Raw genomic sequence first — 19,101 nt, forward strand, 5'->3', positions numbered from 1 at the left:
TTCAGGGCCTGCGCAACATGAAGTCGCGCCCGGCGATGCGCATGCCCGCCGCCACCACGAGCGTGGTGATCACCACCAGCACCACCCCCATCGCGGCCAGCGTCTCGTAGTTGCCCTGCTCGCTCAGGTCGAGCGTGAGCACCGAGACCACGCGCGAGGCGGGGCCGGTGAGGAACACGGCCGTGGAAAGCTCCTTCGTGCAGATCACGAACACCAGGATGAAGACGCCCACCAGCGTGGTCTTGAGCAGCGGAAACACCACCCGCGCGAGCACCGTGATGCGCCCGCCGCCGAGCACGCGCACCGCCTCCTCCAGTTCGGGGTTGAGCGAGCGCACCGCCGCCGCGCATGCGGTCACCGCGATGGGCAGGAAGCGCGTGGTGAAGGCCACCACGATCAACGCGCCCGTGCCGTAGAGCGAGAACGGCGGCCCGGCGTACGCGGCGTAGAGGCCGATCGCCAGGATGAGCCCGGGCACCGCCACCGGCGCGAGCGCCAGGAACTGCACCACGCCGGGCCACGGCGTGATGCGCCGCTGCACCGCATAGGCCACGCACAGCCCCATGAGCACGCAGACCAGCGCGGTCGCGCCCGAATAGAGCACCGTGTTCACGATGGCCTCGCGCACCGTGAGCTGCTGGAAGAAGATGTCGTGGTAGTTGGCGAGGGTGAGGTTGCCCTTGGCCACGCCGCGGCCCCACGCCTTGGAGAGCGATGCGAGCACCAGGATGGCCAGGGGCATCACCACCGTGAGCAGCGACACCAGCGCGGCATAGGCGAGCAGCGGCCACTTCCACCAGCCGATGTCGAACGGCCGGCGCTCGCCGCCCTTGCCCGACACCGAGACGAACCCCTTGCGCGAGAGCAGCTTGCGCTGCACCCAGAGCATGACCACCGTGAGCACCAGGATCGGCATGGAGAACGCCGCCGCCTGCTCCACGCGCAGCGGGTATTCGAAGAACGACACGATCTGCGTGGTGGCGAGGTTGATGCCCGCCGGAATGGCGATGAGCGCGGGCGTGCCGTACAACGCCACCGACTCCAGGAAGATCAGAATCGCCGCGCCCACGATCGATGGCATCACCAGCGGCAGCGTGACGCGCGCGAGCGTGCGGAACTTGCCCGCGCCGTGGATCGATGCGGCGTCTTCCAGTTCGGTGGAGATGAGGTCCAGCGCCGACTTGGTGAACACGTAGATCAGCGGGAAGGTGTAGAGCGCGATGACGAACGCCAGGCCCCAGAAGCTGTAGATGTTGAACGGGCCCCTGTCGCCGCCGGTGCCGCCGAATGCCTCCAGCCACAGCCGGTTGAGCCAGCCCGCGTTCGGCCCCGCCAGCAGGATCCATGCGATGGCGCCGAGGAAGTTCGGCATGACGAACGCCGCCAGCACGCCCATGTGCGTGAGGTTGCGGCATGGCATGTTGGTGCGCGAGACGGCCAGTGCGAGCGGCACGCCCAGCGCGAGCGCGAGCGCCGTGACCGCGCCGCCGAGGTAGAGCGAATTGAGCAGCGCCTGGAGGTTGCGGCTGCGCCCGAGGGCGCTCGTGTAGTTGCGCAGCGTGGCGCCGCCGTCGGCGGCGCTGAAGCTGTCCCACACCAGCCGCAGTATCGGGTTGGCCACCAGCAGCACCAGCACGACGACCAGGATGCCGAAAAGCCAGAGCGCAGGGTCGGCCAGCCGCGAGGGCACGGCCGCGCGCACCGCCTGTGCCGATGGCGGCGCCACCGCCTCAGACGCCGAAAGCATCGCGCCACAGGTCGATGACTTCGGGCACGCCGTCCACCGACTCCTGCGGGTCGGGGCGCAACGCGGTCTTGCTGTCGTCCAGGCCCAGCACGCCGGGGCGCGGCTTGGCGCCCGCGCGCTTGGGCACGCCGAAGCGTTCGATCGAGAGCTTGTCGACGTCTTCGCTGCCGAGCAGCCACTCCATGAAGAGCTTGGAGGCGTTCGGATGCGGCGCGTTGGCCATGATGGCCGAGGGCGAGAGCATGAGCACCGGCCCCTCCTTGGGCGCGACGATCGCGAGCGGGTTGCCCTTGTCGGCCATCATGGCCGCGAGATTGATCGGGCCCGCGCCGATGGAGCGCTCGCCCGAGGTCACGGTGGTGACCGTGTCGATGATCGAGCGCCCCACTTGCGGCTTGTTGGCCGCGAGCTTCTTGAACCAGCCGTCGCCATAGAGCTTGCGCATCTCGATGGCCCAGACGCCCACGAAGCCGCTGAAGCCCGGATGGCCCACCGAGGCGAGGCCGCGCCATTTCGGATCGACGAGGTCGTTCCAGCTTTTCGGTGCGTCCGCCGCCTTGACCTTCTGCGTGTTGTAGACGAGCCCGACCATCGCGACGCTGGCCACGTGGTAGTAGCCGTCGGGGTCGAGGTTCTGCAGCCGCTTGTCCATGGTGGCGGAGGCCGCGGGCACGTACCTGGCGAGCAGCTTGCGCTTCTTCAGGTCCAGGTAGTGCGCGATGTCGGTGGAGGAGAAGACGTCGCAGTTGGCCGTCCTGGCCTTCAGGTCCTGGTTCAGACGCTGGAACGCAACCTGCGCGGTGGTGCGCACGACGTTCACCTTCACGCCGGGGTAGCGCGCGGTGAAGGTGCGCGACATGAGCTCGGCGTCTTCGGAGGGCAGGTAGACGATGTACCAGGTGAGCTCGCCCTCTTTCCTGGCTGCTTCGTGCAGCGCGTCGAGCGAAGCGGTCTGGGCCCGGGCGTCGAGCCACGGGGCGAGCGCGGCCGCCGAGGCGGCGGCGCCGGCCAGGGCATGGAAATGACGTCTGTTCAGTTGCATGAATGTCTCCATGGCCGGATCTGTGGATGAATGCGCCGGCTCTTCTTCAGTGTATTCATAGACCTTATAAAAATACATATCTCGTTTCTACGTATTTTTATAAACCGCTTGCGTGCACGATGATGTTTAGAATCCAGCGCATCGGAGACGCCTTTCATGCACCCATCGCCACGCATCAACCTCAGCGACAAGATTCGCGCCGCCCTCGAGGCGGAAATCACTTCCGGCCAGCTGACGGCCGGCTCCCGCATCGACGAGCAGGCGCTCATGGACCGCTTCGAGGTGTCGCGCACGCCGGCGCGCGAGGCGCTGCTGCAGCTCATGTCGGCCGGCCTGGTGACCACGGTGCCGCGGCAGGGCGCGGTGGTGGCGAGCCTGTCGCTGCCGGAGTACGTGGCGATGCTGGAGATCCTCATGGAGCTGGAAGGCCTGGCCGCCCGACTCTCGGCGCGGCGCATGCCCGCGGTGCAGCGCAAGCAGCTCGAGCAGGCCGACCAGGCCTGCCGCGACGCCGCCGCGAAAAACGACGCCGAGCTCTACGGCGCGGCCAACCGCAGCTTTCACGAGATCATTTACGACGGCAGCCTCAACGAGGTACTGGCCCGCCAGCTGCGCGCGATGCGGCTGCGCATGCGGCATCCGCAGCGCACCCTCTTCGACCGGCCGGGACGCATCCGCAATTCGCTGGTGGAGCACAAGCAGGTGGTCGAAGCCATCCTGAACGGAGACGAGGACGCCGCCTACCGCGCGATGACCGGCCACATATCCAGCGGCGGCAACGTGTATGCCGATGCCATCGCCAGCATGCCGCACGGCGTGCCGGTGGCGGCGCCCGTCGCCACGCCCGAGGTGGCCGCCGATGCGCTGGCCGTCACGCGGCGCGCCGCGGGCGGGCGCAAGCCGGCGGCCAAGTCGACCACCAAGGCCTGAGGCGCATGCGCACGCAGGCCATCCGCATCCAGGCCCACGGCGGGCCCGAGGTGCTCGAACAGGTGGAGGTCGAGGTGGGCGAGCCCGCAGCAGGCGAAGTCCGCATCCGGCAGTCGGCGATCGGGCTGAACTTCGCCGACATCTACCAGCGCCGCGGCTCGCACGGGCCGCATGCGGTCACGTCGTGTCCGGTCGTCCTCGGCGCGCAGGGCGCGGGCGTCATCGATGCAGTGGGGCCGGGCGTGGATGCAATCGATGCGGCGCTGCACGTGGGCCAGTCGGTGGCGTATTTCCACCCCGGCGCCTACCAGGCGGTGCGCAACATCCCGGCACACCGCGTGGTGCCGCTCCCGGCGGGCATCTCCGAGGAGGTCGCGGGCGCCACGCTGCTGCGCGGGCTCACGGCCGAGTACCTGCTGCGCCGCCTCCATCCCGTCAAGCCCGGCGAGGCAGTGCTGGTGCACGCGGCGGCCGGCGGGATGGGCGTGATCCTCTCGCAGTGGGCGCGCGCGCTCGGGGCGACAGTGATCGGCACCGTCGGCTCCGCGGCCAAGATGGCGACGGCGCGCGCGCACGGCTGCCACCACGTCATCGACTACCGCAGCGAGGACTTCGTGGCGCGCACGCTCGAATGCACCGGCGGCCAGGGCGTGTCGGTGGTCTACGACGCGGTCGGCAAGGACGTGTTCCTGCCCTCGCTCGATTGCCTCAGGCCGCTGGGCATGGCGATCAACTACGGCACCGCGTCGGGCGACGTGGAGGCCTTCGACCTGCAGCGGCTGCATGCGAAATCGCTGAGCGTGTCGCGCCCCACGCTGCGCACCTTCATCGCCGATGCGGCCGACCTGCGGCGCGGCGCGGCGGCGCTTTTCGACGCGGTGCTCGGCGGCCACGTGAAGCTCGAAGTGGGCCACCGCTACCCGCTCGCCGAGGCGCGCCGGGCGCACGAAGAACTCGAGAGCCGCGCCACCACCGGCGCCGCGGTGCTGATTCCCTGAAGGACACCTTCGCCATGAAGCTCTATCACGGCTGGCTCTCCAGCGCGTCGCGCCGCGTGCGCCTGTGCCTCGCCGAAAAAGGCCTCGACTACGAGAGCATTCCCATCGACATGGGCAAGCAGGAACACCACTCGCCCGCCTACCTCGCGATGAACCCGAACGGCGTGGTGCCGGCGCTGCGCCTGGACAACGGCGCCTCGCTCTACGAGAGCTCGACGATCTGCGAATTCCTCGACGACCTGCATCCGCAGCCGCCGCTGCGGCCCGCCGAGGCATACGACCGCGCGGTGATGCGCAATTTCGTGCGCTGGACCGACGAGAAATCGCTGCCGCACCTGCTGATCCTCAACTGGAGCATCGCGCTGCAGCCCGGCGCGAGCCGGTGGAGCGACGAGCAACTCCAGGAGCGCCTGGCACGCATTCCCACGCCCGAGCGGCGCGAGGCATGGAGCCGCATCGCGCGGCAGCCGTACACCGAGGATGAAAAAGCCGCGGCGCTCGAGAAGCTGCTGGCGCTGCTCGGCAAGATGGAAACGATGCTGGACAACAGCGGCGACTGGCTCGTCGGCGGTGCCTATTCGCTGGCCGACATCGCAGCCGTGCCGTTCGTCGCGCGCATCGCGGAGCTTGCGCCGGATGCCCTGTCCAGCGAGCGCTGCCCGCGCACGGCCGGATGGTGGGCACGCATCCAGCAGCGCCCCGCCTTCGCCCTTGCCCGCTTCGATCGCTTCGATGCCGCGCTACGGCAGCGCGACGCGGCTGCGGCGCTCAGTCCTGAACCCGTCCGCGCAGGCTCTTGATCTGCGCGCGCTGGCTCTTGCCTTCGAGCCGGCGCTGCTTCGAACCGTAGGTCGGCTTGGTCGCGCGCCGCACGCGCGGCGGCGTGGCCACGGTGTCGATCACCGCCTGCAGGCGCGCGAGCGCATCGGCGCGGTTCATCTCCTGCGTACGGTGCTGCTGCGCCTTGAGCACCAGGACGCCTTCCTGCGTGATGCGGCTGTCGCGCAGCGCGAGCAGCCGCTCCTTCACATCGGCCGGCAGCGAGCTCGCAGGAATGTCGTAGCGCAGGTGCACCGCGCTGGACACCTTGTTGACGTTCTGCCCGCCCGCACCCTGCGCTCGTATGGCGCTGATCTCGACCTCGTCAGGATCGATCAGCAGGGGTGGGCGGAGCATGGGGTCAGACCCGTTCGAAGACGGCGGCAATGCCCTGCCCGCCACCGATGCACATCGTGACCAGCGCATAGCGCCCGCCGGTGCGGTGCAGCTCGGCGATCGCCTTGGTCGTGATGATCGCGCCGGTCGCGCCCACCGGATGGCCGAGCGAAATGCCCGAGCCGTTGGGGTTCACCCTGGCGGGGTCGAAGCCCAGTTCCTTGATGACCGCGCAGGCCTGCGCGGCGAAGGCTTCGTTCGACTCGATGACGTCGAAGTCGCTGACCTTGAGCCCCGTGCGTTCCAGCACCTTGCGGGTCGCCGGCACGGGGCCGATGCCCATGTACGCGGGCTCGACGCCTGCGTGCGCATAGCCGACGAGGCGCGCCAGCGGCTTCAGGCCCAGCGCCTTCACGCGCCCGCCGTCGGCCAGTACCACGGCAGCCGCGCCGTCGTTGATGCCCGAGGCGTTGCCGGCGGTGACGAGGCCGTCCTTCTTGAACGCGGGCTTCATCTTGGCAAGCGTGTCGACGGTGGTGTCAGCGCGCACGTGCTCGTCGGTGTCGAACAGCACGACGCCCTTGCGCGTCTTGACCTCGACCGGAACGATCTGCTCCTTGAAGCGGCCCGCGGCAATGGCGGCGGCGGCGCGCTGCTGGCTGGCCACGGCCAGCTCGTCCATCTGCTCGCGCGTGATGCCGTAGCGCGCGGCCACGTTCTCGGCGGTGATGCCCATGTGGATCTTCTCCCACGGGTCGTGCAGGATGCCCAGCATGTAGTCGACCAGCACCGCATCGCCCATGCGCGCGCCGTAGCGGGCCGAGGTGTCGAAGTACGGGCCGCGGCTCATCGACTCCGAGCCGCCGCCGATGGCGATGTCGCAATCGCCCAGCGCAATGGCCTGAGCCGCCGAAACGATGGCCTGCAGGCCGGAGCCGCAGAGGCGGTTGACGTTGAAGGCCGGCGTCTCGATGGGGCAGCCCGCGTCGATGGCGGCCACGCGGCTCAGGTACGCGTCCTTCACGTCGGTGGGAATCACGTTGCCCATCACCACATGGCCGATGGCGTCGGGCGCGACGCCGCTGCGTTCGATGGCGGCCTTGACGGCGGTGGTGGCCAGTTGGGTGTTGGGTACGTCCTTCAGCGCGCCGCCGAAGGTACCGATGGCGGTGCGGGCGGTGCCGACCACGAAGATGTCGCGTTGGGTCATGGAAACGTCTCTCCTGGATGAAGGCGCCCCGCCGACGGCGGCGTGCGCTGGGAGGACGATTTTGACGGCGAACGGCGCGACGGACTGTCGCGCGCGGGGAAACCGGCGCCGGTCAGCCGCGCGAGACCGATTTCGGCGAGACGTCGGTCACGTCGCTGGCGCTGCCGCGGATGCGCTCGGGGCGCACCACCGACTCGCCGCGCGCACGCGCGTTGGCAACGTCGGCGGCGGTGGGCTCGGCCTGATTTGCCGCATTGCGAAACCGGTCGAAGCCCGAGCGCGGGTTGAAGCGCCCGCCCATCGAAGCGACCCAGGGCGTCACGGGCTTGCCCGTGAGACGCGCCCAGGCGTAGCGCACGCCCCACACGGCCGCCAGCAGCATGACCGCGACGGCCAGGCTGGCCGCGAACACCAGCCCCAGGAGCAGAAGAATGACGCGAAGAATGAAGTTCATCATCCGACTTTAGGCCGAAGCAGCCGCCGTTGGTTCCCCGCCCTTGGTGAACGAGAACTGGCCCGGCGACTGGATCGGGTCGGTGTTGACGTCGATCGTGTCCTTCGGCCCGAAGCTGCCGTCGAGCAGCAACTTCGAGAGCGGGTTCTCGATGCGCTGCTGAATCGCACGCTTCAGAGGCCGCGCACCGAACACCGGGTCGAAGCCGACCTTGGCGATCTCGGCCAGCGCCGCGGGCGACACCTCCAGGCCCAGATCCATCTTTGCGAGACGCGCCTTGAGCACCTTCAGCTGGATCGCGGCGATCGATTCGATGTTCTTCGCGTCGAGCGCATGGAACACGACCGTCTCGTCGATGCGATTCAGGAACTCGGGGCGGAAGTAGTTCTTCAGCTCGTCCCACACCGCTTCCTTGATCTCTTCGGAAGGCTTGCCCACCATGGCCTGGATGATGGGCGAGCCGATGTTGCTCGTCATCACGATCACGGTGTTCTTGAAGTCCACGGTGCGGCCCTGGCCGTCGGTCAGGCGCCCATCGTCGAGCACCTGCAGCAGCACGTTGAAGACGTCGGGGTGCGCCTTCTCGACTTCGTCGAGCAGCACCACGCTGTAGGGCTTGCGGCGCACGGCTTCGGTGAGGTAGCCGCCCTCTTCGTAGCCCACGTAGCCCGGCGGCGCGCCGATGAGGCGCGCCACCGAATGCTTCTCCATGAACTCGCTCATGTCGATGCGGATCAGGTGGTCTTCGCTGTCGAAGAGAAAGCCCGCGAGCGCCTTGCACAGCTCGGTCTTGCCCACCCCCGTGGGGCCGAGGAACAGGAACGAACCCGTGGGGCGGTTGGGGTCGGAGAGGCCCGAGCGCGAGCGGCGGATCGCATTCGCGACCGCACCGATGGCCTCGTCCTGGCCGACCACGCGCTCGTGCAGCTTGTCTTCCATCACGAGCAGCTTGTCTCGCTCGCCCTGCATCAGCTTGGCGACCGGAATGCCGGTGGCGCGCGCCACGACCTCGGCGATTTCTTCCGCGCCGACCTGGGTGCGCAGCAGCGTGGGCGCGCTGGACTTGCCCTTGCTCGCCTCGCTGTCCTCGGCTTCCTTCAAGCGCTTCTCGAGCGCGGGCAGCTGGCCGTATTGCAGCTCGGCAACCTTGTTGAAGTCGCCCTTGCGCTTCCATTCCTCGATCTGGAACTTGATCTTGTCGACCTCTTCGCGCACATGCGCGCTGCCCTGGGCCTGGGCCTTCTCGGCCTGCCAGATCTCGTCGTAGTCGGCGATTTCCTTCTGCAGCTTGGCGATCTCGTCCTCGATGAGGTTGAAGCGCTTCTGCGAGGCCTCGTCCTTCTCGCGGCGCACGGCTTCGCGCTCGATCTGCAACTGGATCAGGCGGCGGTCGAGGCGGTCCATGACCTCCGGCTTGGAGTCCATCTCGATCTTGATCTTGGCCGCGGCCTCGTCGATCAGGTCGATGGCCTTGTCGGGCAGGAACCGGTCGGTGATGTAGCGGTCGGAGAGCTCGGCCGCGGCCACGATGGCCGGGTCGGTGATCTGCACGCCGTGGTGCACTTCGTATTTTTCCTGCAAGCCGCGCAGGATCGCGATGGTGGCTTCGACGCTCGGCTCGCCCACGATGATCTTCTGGAAGCGGCGCTCCAGCGCGGCGTCTTTCTCGATGTACTTGCGGTACTCATCCAGCGTGGTGGCGCCCACGCAGTGCAGCTCGCCGCGCGCGAGCGCGGGCTTGAGCATGTTGCCCGCGTCCATCGCGCCCTCGGCCTTGCCGGCGCCGACCATGGTGTGCAGCTCGTCGATGAAGACGATGGTCTGGCCTTCGTCCTTCGCGAGTTCATTCAGCACGGTCTTCAGGCGCTCCTCGAATTCGCCACGGAACTTGGCGCCCGCCAGCAGCGAAGCCATGTCGAGCGACAGCACGCGCTTGCCCTTGAGCGAATCGGGCACCTCGCCCGCGACGATGCGCTGCGCCAGGCCCTCGACGATGGCGGTCTTGCCCACGCCGGGTTCGCCGATGAGCACCGGGTTGTTCTTGGTGCGGCGCTGCAGCACCTGGATGGCGCGGCGGATTTCCTCGTCGCGGCCGATGACCGGGTCGAGCTTGCCCAGGCGCGCCCGCTCGGTCAGGTCCATGGTGTATTTCTTGAGCGCCTCGCGCTGGCCTTCGGCATCGGCGCTGTTCACGCCCTGCCCGCCGCGCACGGCGTCGATGGCCGATTCGAGCGACTTGCGGCTCAAACCGTTTTCTTTCGCGATCCTGCCGACGTCGGACTTGCTGTCAGCCACGGCCAGGAGGAACAACTCGCCGGCAATGAACTGGTCGTTGCGCTTGATGGCCTCCTTCTCGGTGGCCTGCAGCAGCTTGCCCAGGTCGGGGCCGACCTGCACGATGTCGTGGCCCTGCACCTGCGGCAGCTTCTTGATGGCTGCCTCGGCCGCCTGCACGAGACCCGGCACATTGACGCCGGCACGCTCCAGCAGGGCACGCGGGCCGTCGTCCTGGCGCAGCATCGCGACCAGCAGGTGGGCCGGCTCGATGTAGGCGTTGTCGTTGCCGAGCGCCAGTGTCTGCGCGTCGCTCAGCGCTTCCTGAAATTTGGTGGTGAGTTTGTCTTGTCGCATGGTGGTATTCCTGCATTCAAAATAGGGCCGTTCGGGCACGATTCAAGGTTGTAAATCGGGTCTGCACCGTGGGCACGGGTATTGCACGGTGCCTCGCACCTTCCTGCCGTAGGCATTTCTCTCTCTCGAATGGAGTCGATCATGGTTTTTTCAATGCAGCGCGTTCAGCCGGTCCGCCGGGCGATCAGCGCCAGCCTCTTTCTAGCCGCGATGGGCCTGTGCGGCCTTGCGCAGGCGCAAAGCGGCACGCCCATCCGCCTGCTCGTGGGCTTTCCGGCCGGCGCGGGCACCGACGCCATTGCACGCACACTGGGCGAAAAACTCAAGGACGTGCTGGGCGTGCCGGTGGTGGTGGAGAACCGCGCCGGTGCGGGCGGCCAGATCGCCGCGACGGTGCTGAAGTCTTCGCCCGCCGACGGCCACACACTGTTCCTCACGCACGACCACACGATCTCGATCCTGCCGCAGGTGGTGAAGAACCCCGGCTTCAACCCCGCCACCGACTTCGTGCCCGTGGCCGGCTTCGCCACCTTCGCCAACGTGCTGGCCGTCTCGGGCGGCACGCCGGCCAAGAGCATCGACGAGTACGTGAAGTGGGTCCGCACCGCCAAGGGCGGGAAGGAAACCATCGGCATCCCCGCGCCCGCGTCGATTCCCGAATTCCTCGTGAAGATGATCTCGGACAAGTACAAGATCGACGTACAGCCCGCGCCCTACCGCGGCAGCGCCCCGATGACGGCCGACATGCTGGGCAACCAGATCACCGCGGGCATCGCCTCAGTGCCGGACTTCATCGAGAACCACAAGGCCGGCAAGGTGCGCATCGTGGCCTCCATCGGCGCCAAGCGCCAGGCGGTGATCCCGAACGTGCCGACCTTCACCGAGCTGGGCTTCTCGAACCTGGAAGACCTGCCCTACTACGGCATCTTCGCGCCGGTGGGCACGCCGCAGCCGATCATCGACAAGTACGGCGATGCGCTGCAGAAGGTGCTGGCGATGCCCGATGTGAAGCAGAAGCTCACGACGATGGGCCTCACGGTCGGCTACGAGCCGCAGGGCCAGTTCGCGGGCCGCGTGCGCACGTACACGCAGACCTGGGAACGCATCATCCAGGCCAGCGGCTTCAAACCTCTTTAAGCGTTCGGGGCGCTGATGCCCCAACGCGCCAGAGCCGCGTCGTCGCTGACGCGCGCATCGACCCAACGGGCGCCTTCGGGCGTTTGTTCTTTTTTCCAGAACGGGGCCTGGGTCTTCAGGTAGTCCATCAGGAACTCGCAGGCCTCGAAGCTCTGGCCGCGGTGGGCCGAGACCACCGCCACCATCATGATCTGGTCGAGCGGCTGCAGGAGGCCCACGCGATGGATCACGCGGGCGCCGAGGATGTCGAAGCGCTTGTGGGCCTCGTCGATCATGGCCTCGATGGCCTTCTCGGTCATGCCGGGATAGTGCTCCAGCTCCATCGAGGCGACGGTGCTGCCGTCGTTGCGATCCCGCACCGTGCCGATGAAGCTGCAGACGGCGCCCACGCGCTTGTCGCCCGCGCGCAACGTGGCGAGCTCCTGGCTCAAGTCGAAATCGGCTGTCTGGATCGAAACACGCGCAACGCTCATGTCCGGATTGTGGCATCGCGATAGACTGCATCCATGCCTTGCCTCGCCACGCTCTCCTCGGTGCTTTCGCACCCCGGGAGCCGTTGCGCGCGCCAGGGCAGCAAAGCCAAAAAACCAAAGCTCGTCTGACCGGAGCTGCGGTTCCGTCGTCGGATGAGCGACGGAACCTGCCAAGAGGCTTTGACCCCCTGCATGGTTGTGCGCGCATCGGACGGTGGTTCTTTCCATCGGTTGATTCCTGAAAGGAAACCTGCGTGCCACAACAACAACCCGCCTCCCCCACCCCTGATTTTTCGGGTCTCTGGATTCCGCTCGTCACGCCGTTTCGCGACGGCGCGGTCGACCATGACGCGCTCGCTGCGCTGACCCGCCGGCTTGCGGCCGACGGCGTGGCCGGCTTCGTGGTCTGCGGCTCGACCGGCGAAGCCGCCGCGCTCGACGAAGCGGAGCAACTGGCTTCACTCGACACGGTCCTGGCCGCTGCCGGCGGCCTGCCGGTCGTCATGGGCCTCTCGGGCTACCACCTGGGCAAGACGACGGCCTGGGTGCGCAAGCTCTCGGAACGTCCACTCGCGGGCCTGCTGGTGCCCGCGCCTCACTACATCCGCCCGTCGCAACCCGGCCTCGTCGAATGGTTCCGCGCGATCGCCGACGCGAGCGCGGTGCCGGTGCTGATCTACGACATTCCCTACCGCACCGGCGCCACGCTCTCGCGCGAGACGCTGCTGGCGCTGGCCGCGCACCCGCGCATCGCGGGCATCAAGGACTGCGGCGGCGACATGGCCAAGACACGCGCCCTGATCGCCGATGGCCGGCTGCAGGTGCTGTCGGGCGAAGACCACCAGATCTTCTCGACAGTGGCCGAAGGCGGCGTGGGCGCCATCGCAGCAAGTGGTCATGTGCAGACGAAGCGCTTCGTGCAGGTGCTGCGCCTCCTGGCCGACAACCGCGTGGCTGAAGCGCGCGCCGAATGGCAGCCGCTGCAGCCGCTGATCGAGATGCTGTTCGCCGAATCGAACCCCGGCCCGGTGAAGGCGCTGCTGGCGCAGGGCGGCGCGATGCGCGACGAGCTGCGCTCTCCGATGACGCGCGCCTCCGACGGCCTGCGCGAGCGCCTAGTGGCGCTGGACGCGCGGCTCAGCCGCCCGTAACCGGAGGGAAGAACGCGACTTCGCAGCCTTCGTGCAGGGCTGCGGCTTCGTCGCTCATGACCTGGTCGAGCGCCATGCGCACCGCCCGGCCGCGCGCGAGGGCGGTGGCGTGAGCCCCGCCGCGTGCGATGAGTTCGTCGCGCAGCGCAGCGAGCGTTTCGGCGCGGGTGTCCACGGTTTCGTTGCTGCTGGCGAGCGCCTCGCGCACCGAGGCGAAATAACGGATCTGGACCTTCATGGGAATGTCAGGCGAGCAGCGAGGCGAAGGGAATGAAGTTCACGGTGTCGCCCGACTTGATCGTCTGGCCCGAAGGGTTGTCGACCACGCCGTCGCCCCAGACCATCGAGGTCAGCACGCCCGAACTCTGGTTGGCGAACAGGTCGAGCCCGCCGGACGCGTTGCGCCGTGCGCGCAGGAACTCGCGGCGCTTGTCGGCGCGCGGCCAGTCGAAATCGGCGCGCATCTGCACGGCCTCGGGCGTCACGCGATCGGCGCCCTGCAGCGTCAGCAGGAAGGGGCGCACAAGCATCAGGAAAGTCAGGAAGCTCGACACCGGGTTGCCCGGCAGCCCGGTCACGTGGCACACGCCCAGCCCGTTGCTGCGCGCGATGGACCCGTAGGCGAAGGGCTTGCCCGGCTTCATCGACAGCGACCACAGTTGCAGCTCGCCGAGCGTCTGCAGCGCGGCGCGGATGTGGTCTTCCTCGCCGACCGAAACGCCGCCGGTCGTGATGATCAGGTCGCTCGACTCGGCCGCATCTCGCAGTGCCGCGATGGTGGTCTCGCGGTTGTCGGGCACGATGCCCAGGTCGTTCACCTCGCAGCCCAGCCGGTGCAGCAAGGCGCGCATGAAGAAACGGTTGGAGTTGTAGATCGCGCCGGGTTTCATCGCATCGGGCGCGACCTCGCCGGGCATCACCAGCTCGTCGCCGGTGGAGAGCATGGCCACGCGCGGCTTGCGGGCGACCTGCAACTTGTGAAAGCCGACACTGGCCGCAAGACCCAGCGCCGCGGGCGTGAGGCGTTCGCCCTTCTTCAGCACGATGTCTCCGGAAGCCACGTCCTCCCCCGCGCGGCGCACCCACTGGCCGGCCGCCGGAACGATCGCAATGCGCACGGAACCCAGGCCGCCTTCCTGCGGCGTGGCGGTGGTGTCTTCCTGCATCACGACCGCGTCGGCACCCTCGGGAATCTGCGCGCCGGTGAAGATGCGCGCCGCGGTGCCGGCCGCGAGCGGCGTGCCGACGGTGCCGGCGGGAATGCGCTGCGTCACCTGGAGCACGGCGCCGGGCGTGGCGCAGTCGGCCGCGCGCACCGCATAGCCGTCCATCGCGCTGTTGTCGCGCGGCGGCACGGTGAGGCCGGAGACGAGGTCCTGCGCGAGCACGCGACCGTCGGCGTCGAAGGTGACGACGCTCTCGTCGGGAAGCCTCGGCACGGCCTTGGCCAGCAATTGCGCGATGGCATCGTCCAGCGGCATCAGCGGGGGCCGCGCGTTGGACGCGGAGAACGGAACGGGTGTGTCAGCCATGGTGTTCCGGGTTGTACTCGAAGCGCTCGCCATTGGCGATGAGCCACTGCGCGATGGCCTCGGCGTCGTTGAGGTCGAACAGCTGCCGCTCGGTCAGCGACGGCAGGCTGCGGGGTGCATCGGTGGCGACGGCGGTCACGAACGGATCGTCCGTGTAGAGCACGGGCCGAAGCGCCTCGCCCGCCTCGGGCAGGCGCCAAACCTCGACCTTGAGCACGTCGCTGTGCCGGAAGCCCTCGACCAGCACCCAGTCTGCAGCCGGGTGCAGCTCGGCCAGCAGCTGGTGCACGCTGAGTTCGACCGGGGTTTCGAACTCGCGCATCACCGCAAGTCGCTTGTCGGAGGCGACGACCACCTCGAAGGCGCCCGCCTCGCGATGGCGGTAGGTGTCCTTGCCGGGATGGTCGATGTCGAATTTGTGGTGCGCGTGCTTGACCACCGAGACGCGCTGCCCCAGCCGCTTGAGCACGGGGATCAGCTTTTCGACCAGCGTGGTCTTGCCCGCGCCCGAGTAGCCGGCGAAACCGACGACTTTCATGCCGACTCCCTGTGGCGATCAGTCACAGTTTTGCGCGATATAGGCCTTCACAGCCTCGGCGTCCGCCGGCAGCTTGACCACGCGCTTGGGTAGCGCCTCGATCCCTTCGAACTTCGCCGGCCGGTCAGGTTCGTGACCCAGGGCCTCGACGATCGTGGCGGCGAACTTGATCGGCAGCGCGGTTTCGAGCACCACCATCGGCACGCCGGGCACCAGAAATTCGCGCGCGGCCTTCAGGCCGTCGGCTGTGTGCGGATCGACCAGCGTGGCAAAGCGCTTCTCTGTGTCGCGGATCGTGGCCAGGCGGTCGGCGTGCGTGCTGCGGCTGCTCTGGAAGCCGAAGCGTTCGGCGGCCTGCCCGAAAGCCGGGTCTGAGCTTAAGTCGAAGCGGCCTTCCAGGCCCAGGTCTTCGACGAACAGCTTGCGCAGCTTGGCGGCATCGCGGCCCACCAGGTCGAACACGAAGCGCTCGAAATTGCTGGCCTTGCTGATGTCCATCGACGGGCTGGAGGTCTCGTGCGTGTCGGCCGCGCCGCGCACGCGGTAGATGCCGGTGCGGAAGAACTCGTCGAGCACGTCGTTCTCGTTGGTGGCGACCACCAGCGTCCGGATCGGCAGGCCCATCATGCGCGCCACGTGGCCCGCGCAGACGTTGCCGAAGTTGCCCGAGGGCACGGTGAAGCTCACCGGCTTGTCGTTGCTCGCCGTGGCCTGGAAGTAGCCCGCGAAGTAATAGACGACCTGCGCGAGCAGCCGCGCCCAGTTGATCGAATTGACCGTGCCGATGCGGTACTTGCGCTTGAAGCCCAGGTCGTTCGACACCGCCTTCACGATGTCCTGGCAGTCGTCGAACACGCCGGTGATGGCGATGTTGTGGATGTTCTGGTCCTGCAGGCTGAACATCTGCGCCTGCTGGAACGGGCTCATGCGGCCGTCCGGCGAGGTCATGAAGACGCGCACGCCCTTCTTGCCGCGCATGGCGTACTCGGCCGCGCTCCCGGTGTCGCCGCTGGTGGCGCCCAGGATGTTGAGTTCCGAGCCGCGGCGGGCCAGTTCGTACTCGAACAGGTTGCCCAGGAGCTGCATCGCCATGTCCTTGAAGGCCAGCGTGGGGCCGTTGGACAGGGCTTCGATGTACACGCCGTCTTCCAGTTCGCGCAGCGGCACGATCTCGTCGGTGCCGAAGACCTCGGAGGTGTAGGTCTTGGCGCAAATCGCTTTCAGGTCGGCCGGCGCGATGTCGTCGATGTAGAGCGAGAGGATCTCGAAGGCCAGTTCGGCATACGGCAGCTCGCGCCATTTGGCGAGCGTGGCGGTGTCGACCTGCGGGTACTTTTCCGGCAGGTACAGGCCGCCATCGGGCGCGAGGCCCTCCAGGAGGATTTCGCAGAAGCGCTTGCGGTCGGGGTGGCCGCGGGTGCTCAGGTAGTTCACTTCAACTCTTCCTTGCGGATGCGCACGATCGGCTCGAGCACGGTCGGCAGCGCCTGAAGCTCGGCCAGCACGTCATCGACGGTGCCTTCGCGCGCGTCGTGCGTGAGGATGATGAGGTCGGTCTGCGTGGAACCCTCGCCGCCCACTTCGTCGGCTTCGCGCTGCAGCACCGCGTCGATGCTGATGCCGGCGGTGGCCAGGAGGCCCGTCACCTTGGCGAGCACGCCGGCCTGGTCGGCCACGCGAAGGCGCAGGTAGTAGCTCGTGACGACCTCGGCCATGGGCAGCACCTTCAGGTCGCTCATCGCATCGGGGTGGAACGCCAGGTGCGGCACGCGGTGTGCGGCGTCGGCCGTGTGCAGGCGGGTGATGTCGACCAGGTCGGCGATCACCGCGCTGGCGGTCGGCTCGCTGCCGGCGCCCTTGCCGTAGTAGAGCGTGGTGCCGACGGCATCGCCGTGCACGACCACCGCGTTCATCGCGCCTTCGACGTTGGCCAGCAGGCGCTTGGACGGCACGAGCGACGGATGCACGCGCAGCTCGATGCCCTTGGCCGTGCGCTTGGTGATGCCCAGCAGCTTGATGCGGTAGCCCAGCTGCTCGGCGTACTTGATGTCCTGCGCGGCGAGCTTGGTGATGCCTTCGATGTGGGCCTTGTCGAACTGCACTGGGATCCCGAACGCGATGGCGCTCATCAGCGTGACCTTGTGGCCGGCGTCGACGCCTTCGATGTCGAAGGTAGGGTCGGCTTCGGCGTAGCCCAGGCGCTGGGCTTCCTTCAGCACGGTGGCGAAGTCCAGGCCCTTGTCGCGCATCTCGGACAGGATGAAGTTGGTCGTGCCGTTGATGATGCCGGCCAGCCACTGGATGCTGTTGGCCGTGAGGCCTTCGCGCAGCGCCTTGATGATCGGGATACCGCCGGCGACGGCCGCCTCGAAGGCCACCATCACGCCCTTGGCATGCGCGGCCGCGAAGATCTCGGTGCCATGCACCGCGAGCAGCGCCTTGTTGGCCGTGACCACATGCTTGCCGGCCGCGATGGCTTCGAGCACCAGCTGCTTGGCGACGCCGTAGCCGCCGATCAGTTCGATGACGATGTCGATCTCGGGGTTGGCAATGATCTCGCGCGCATCGGCCACCACCTTGACGCCTTCGCCGGCCACTTCGCGGGCACGGGCGGTGTCCAGGTCGGCCACCATCGTGATCTCGATGCCGCGGCCGGCGCGGCGCTTGATTTCTTCCTGATTGCGCTGGAGCACCTTGAAGGTGCCGCTGCCGACCGTGCCTGCGCCGAGCAAGCCTACTTGGATGGGTTTCATTGGGAGAGTCGCGCTCATGGCGTTGATGGTTTGGATGGGGGGCAGCCTTCAGGCAGCGACGGCAAGGCGACGGCACATGCCGCCGCCAGCGGATTTCACTTTCCCGTCTTGCGGCGCAGGCGGTACTGCTCCAGGAACTTCGCGATGCGGTTGATGGCCTCGCGCAGGTCGTCCTCGTGGGGCAGGAACACGATGCGGAAATGGTCCGGCGTGGCCCAGTTGAAGCCGGTGCCCTGCACCAGCATCACGCGCGTTTCCTTGAGGAGCTCGAGGAAGAACTGGCGGTCGTCGGCGATCGGATAAACCTCGGGGTCGAGCCTTGGGAACATGTAGAGCGCGGCGCTCGGCTTGACGCAGGTCACGCCCGGAATGGCGGTGATCAGTTCGTAGGCCAGGTCGCGCTGGCGGCGCAGGCGCCCGCCGTCGCAGACCAGGTCGTTGATGCTCTGGTAACCGCCCAGGGCCGTCTGGATGGCCCATTGGCCCGGGACGTTGGCGCACAGGCGCATGTTCGAGAGCATGTTCAGCCCCTCGATGTAGTCCTGGGCTGCACGCTTGTCGCCCGAGACCACGACCCAGCCCGCGCGGTAGCCGCAGGAGCGATAGCTCTTGGAGAGCGAGTTGAAGGTGAGCGTAAGCACATCGGTCGACAGGCTGGCGATGGCGGTGTGCTTGACGCCGTCGTACAGCACCTTGTCGTAGACCTCGTCGGCGAAGATCACGAGGCCGTGTTCGCGTGCGATGGCCACGATGCTCTTGAGCAGCTCGTCGGAATAGAGCGCGCCGGTCGGGTTGTTCGGGTTGATGACCACGATGCCCTTGGTGCGGGGCGTGATCTTGGCGCGGATGTCCTCCAGGTTGGGCATCCAGCCGTTGGCCTCGTCGCACAGGTAGTGCACCGGCGTGCCGCCCGAGAGGCTGGTGGAAGCGGTCCACAAAGGGTAGTCGGGGGCCGGCAGGAGCAGTTCGTCGCCGTCGTCGAGCAGCGCGTTCGTGGACATGGCGATCAGCTCGCTCGCACCATTGCCCAGGTAGATGTCGTCCAGCGTGACGCCGGCAATGCCCTGCTTCTGGGTCTCGTGCATCACCGCCTTGCGCGCGGCGAAGACGCCCTTGCTGTCGGAATAGCCCGCCGAGTTCGGCAGGTTACGGATCATGTCCTGCTGGATTTCCTCGGGCGCATCGAAGCCGAACACGGCCAGATTGCCGATATTGAGCTTGATGATCTTCTGGCCGTCCTCTTCCATCTGCTTGGCGGCGTCCATGATGGGACCGCGGATGTCGTAGAGGACGTTGGCCAGCTTGGCCGATTTCTTGAGCTGCTTCAAAAGGCCCTCCCGGGCGTGTTTA

18 protein-coding genes are annotated in these 19,101 nt (G+C 67.6%); 5 read left to right on the forward strand and 13 right to left on the reverse strand.

Going from position 1 to position 19,101, the window contains the following annotated elements; genetic code table 11:
* Nucleotide 1 precedes the first annotated feature (1 nt).
* Both RT97_RS14625 and RT97_RS14630 read right to left on the reverse strand, forming a co-directional pair.
* On the reverse strand, nucleotides 2-1,747 hold the full coding sequence (locus RT97_RS14625; RefSeq protein WP_042579514.1) for an ABC transporter permease: 1,746 nt from the start codon (nucleotides 1,745-1,747) through the stop codon (nucleotides 2-4).
* Entirely contained in the window at nucleotides 1,731-2,789 is a 1,059-nt protein-coding gene (locus RT97_RS14630; RefSeq protein ID WP_042579558.1) for an ABC transporter substrate-binding protein, read from the reverse strand. The genes RT97_RS14625 and RT97_RS14630 overlap by 17 nt, the downstream gene beginning before the upstream one ends.
* 156 nt (nucleotides 2,790-2,945) lie before the next feature.
* On the opposite strand from RT97_RS14630, the gene RT97_RS14635 reads away from it, so the two are divergent.
* From RT97_RS14635 to RT97_RS14645, 3 genes are read left to right on the forward strand one after another with little or no spacing between them, the layout of a single operon-like run.
* Nucleotides 2,946-3,719: a GntR family transcriptional regulator gene (locus RT97_RS14635; protein WP_042579515.1), complete on the forward strand. Its 774-nt coding sequence runs from the start codon at nucleotides 2,946-2,948 to the stop codon at nucleotides 3,717-3,719.
* Between the two features lie 5 nt (nucleotides 3,720-3,724).
* Nucleotides 3,725-4,717: a quinone oxidoreductase family protein gene (locus RT97_RS14640; protein WP_042579516.1), complete on the forward strand. Its 993-nt coding sequence runs from the start codon at nucleotides 3,725-3,727 to the stop codon at nucleotides 4,715-4,717.
* 14 nt (nucleotides 4,718-4,731) lie between these two features.
* Nucleotides 4,732-5,517 carry a glutathione S-transferase family protein gene (locus RT97_RS14645; protein WP_042579517.1) on the forward strand — a complete coding sequence of 262 codons (786 nt, stop codon included), beginning with the start codon at nucleotides 4,732-4,734 and terminating at the stop codon, nucleotides 5,515-5,517.
* Here RT97_RS14645 and arfB read toward each other — a convergent pair.
* The 4 genes from arfB to clpB form a co-directional block, all read right to left on the reverse strand.
* Complete coding sequence (gene arfB, locus RT97_RS14650; RefSeq protein WP_042579518.1) at nucleotides 5,486-5,893, reverse strand: alternative ribosome rescue aminoacyl-tRNA hydrolase ArfB; 408 nt, start codon at nucleotides 5,891-5,893, stop codon at nucleotides 5,486-5,488. The two genes, RT97_RS14645 and arfB, sit on opposite strands and share 32 nt — an antisense overlap.
* Nucleotides 5,894-5,897: 4 nt before the next feature.
* On the reverse strand, nucleotides 5,898-7,082 hold the full coding sequence (locus RT97_RS14655) for an acetyl-CoA C-acyltransferase family protein (RefSeq protein WP_042579519.1): 1,185 nt from the start codon (nucleotides 7,080-7,082) through the stop codon (nucleotides 5,898-5,900).
* Between the two features lie 112 nt (nucleotides 7,083-7,194).
* The gene (locus RT97_RS14660) at nucleotides 7,195-7,536 is read right to left on the reverse strand and encodes a hypothetical protein (protein ID WP_437184098.1); all 342 of its coding nucleotides are present in this window, start codon (nucleotides 7,534-7,536) and stop codon (nucleotides 7,195-7,197) included.
* Between the two features lie 9 nt (nucleotides 7,537-7,545).
* Nucleotides 7,546-10,167 carry an ATP-dependent chaperone ClpB gene (clpB, locus tag RT97_RS14665; RefSeq protein ID WP_042579521.1) on the reverse strand — a complete coding sequence of 874 codons (2,622 nt, stop codon included), beginning with the start codon at nucleotides 10,165-10,167 and terminating at the stop codon, nucleotides 7,546-7,548.
* A 141-nt stretch (nucleotides 10,168-10,308) separates the two neighbouring features.
* On the opposite strand from clpB, the gene RT97_RS14670 reads away from it, so the two are divergent.
* Entirely contained in the window at nucleotides 10,309-11,304 is a 996-nt protein-coding gene (locus RT97_RS14670; RefSeq protein ID WP_042579559.1) for a Bug family tripartite tricarboxylate transporter substrate binding protein, read from the forward strand.
* On the opposite strand, the gene RT97_RS14675 is transcribed toward RT97_RS14670, so the two are convergent.
* Nucleotides 11,301-11,777 carry a molybdenum cofactor biosynthesis protein MoaE gene (locus RT97_RS14675; protein WP_042579522.1) on the reverse strand — a complete coding sequence of 159 codons (477 nt, stop codon included), beginning with the start codon at nucleotides 11,775-11,777 and terminating at the stop codon, nucleotides 11,301-11,303. The genes RT97_RS14670 and RT97_RS14675 overlap by 4 nt on opposite strands.
* Before the next feature lie 254 nt (nucleotides 11,778-12,031).
* Between RT97_RS14675 and dapA the strand changes: the two genes are divergently transcribed.
* On the forward strand, nucleotides 12,032-12,928 hold the full coding sequence (dapA, locus tag RT97_RS14680) for a 4-hydroxy-tetrahydrodipicolinate synthase (RefSeq protein ID WP_042579523.1): 897 nt from the start codon (nucleotides 12,032-12,034) through the stop codon (nucleotides 12,926-12,928).
* Here dapA and RT97_RS14685 read toward each other — a convergent pair.
* The 6 genes from RT97_RS14685 to RT97_RS14710 form a co-directional block, all read right to left on the reverse strand.
* Nucleotides 12,915-13,166, reverse strand: coding sequence for a MoaD/ThiS family protein (locus tag RT97_RS14685; protein WP_042579524.1), 252 nt, complete (start codon nucleotides 13,164-13,166; stop codon nucleotides 12,915-12,917). The two genes, dapA and RT97_RS14685, sit on opposite strands and share 14 nt — an antisense overlap.
* A gap of 7 nt (nucleotides 13,167-13,173) precedes the next feature.
* Entirely contained in the window at nucleotides 13,174-14,460 is a 1,287-nt protein-coding gene (locus tag RT97_RS14690; RefSeq protein ID WP_042579525.1) for a molybdopterin molybdotransferase MoeA, read from the reverse strand.
* Nucleotides 14,453-14,998, reverse strand: coding sequence for a molybdopterin-guanine dinucleotide biosynthesis protein B (gene mobB / locus RT97_RS14695; RefSeq protein ID WP_042579526.1), 546 nt, complete (start codon nucleotides 14,996-14,998; stop codon nucleotides 14,453-14,455). Before mobB ends, RT97_RS14690 begins: the two co-directional genes overlap by 8 nt.
* Before the next feature lie 18 nt (nucleotides 14,999-15,016).
* On the reverse strand, nucleotides 15,017-16,432 hold the full coding sequence (gene thrC / locus RT97_RS14700) for a threonine synthase (RefSeq protein WP_042579527.1): 1,416 nt from the start codon (nucleotides 16,430-16,432) through the stop codon (nucleotides 15,017-15,019).
* Nucleotides 16,429-17,751, reverse strand: coding sequence for a homoserine dehydrogenase (locus tag RT97_RS14705; protein WP_042579528.1), 1,323 nt, complete (start codon nucleotides 17,749-17,751; stop codon nucleotides 16,429-16,431). Before RT97_RS14705 ends, thrC begins: the two co-directional genes overlap by 4 nt.
* A 95-nt stretch (nucleotides 17,752-17,846) precedes the next feature.
* Nucleotides 17,847-19,079, reverse strand: coding sequence for a pyridoxal phosphate-dependent aminotransferase (locus tag RT97_RS14710; RefSeq protein ID WP_042579529.1), 1,233 nt, complete (start codon nucleotides 19,077-19,079; stop codon nucleotides 17,847-17,849).
* Between the last annotated feature and the right edge of the window lie 22 nt (nucleotides 19,080-19,101).

It is taken from the genome of Variovorax paradoxus (genome assembly GCF_000834655.1).
GTDB classification, from domain to species: domain Bacteria; phylum Pseudomonadota; class Gammaproteobacteria; order Burkholderiales; family Burkholderiaceae_C; genus Variovorax; species Variovorax paradoxus_F.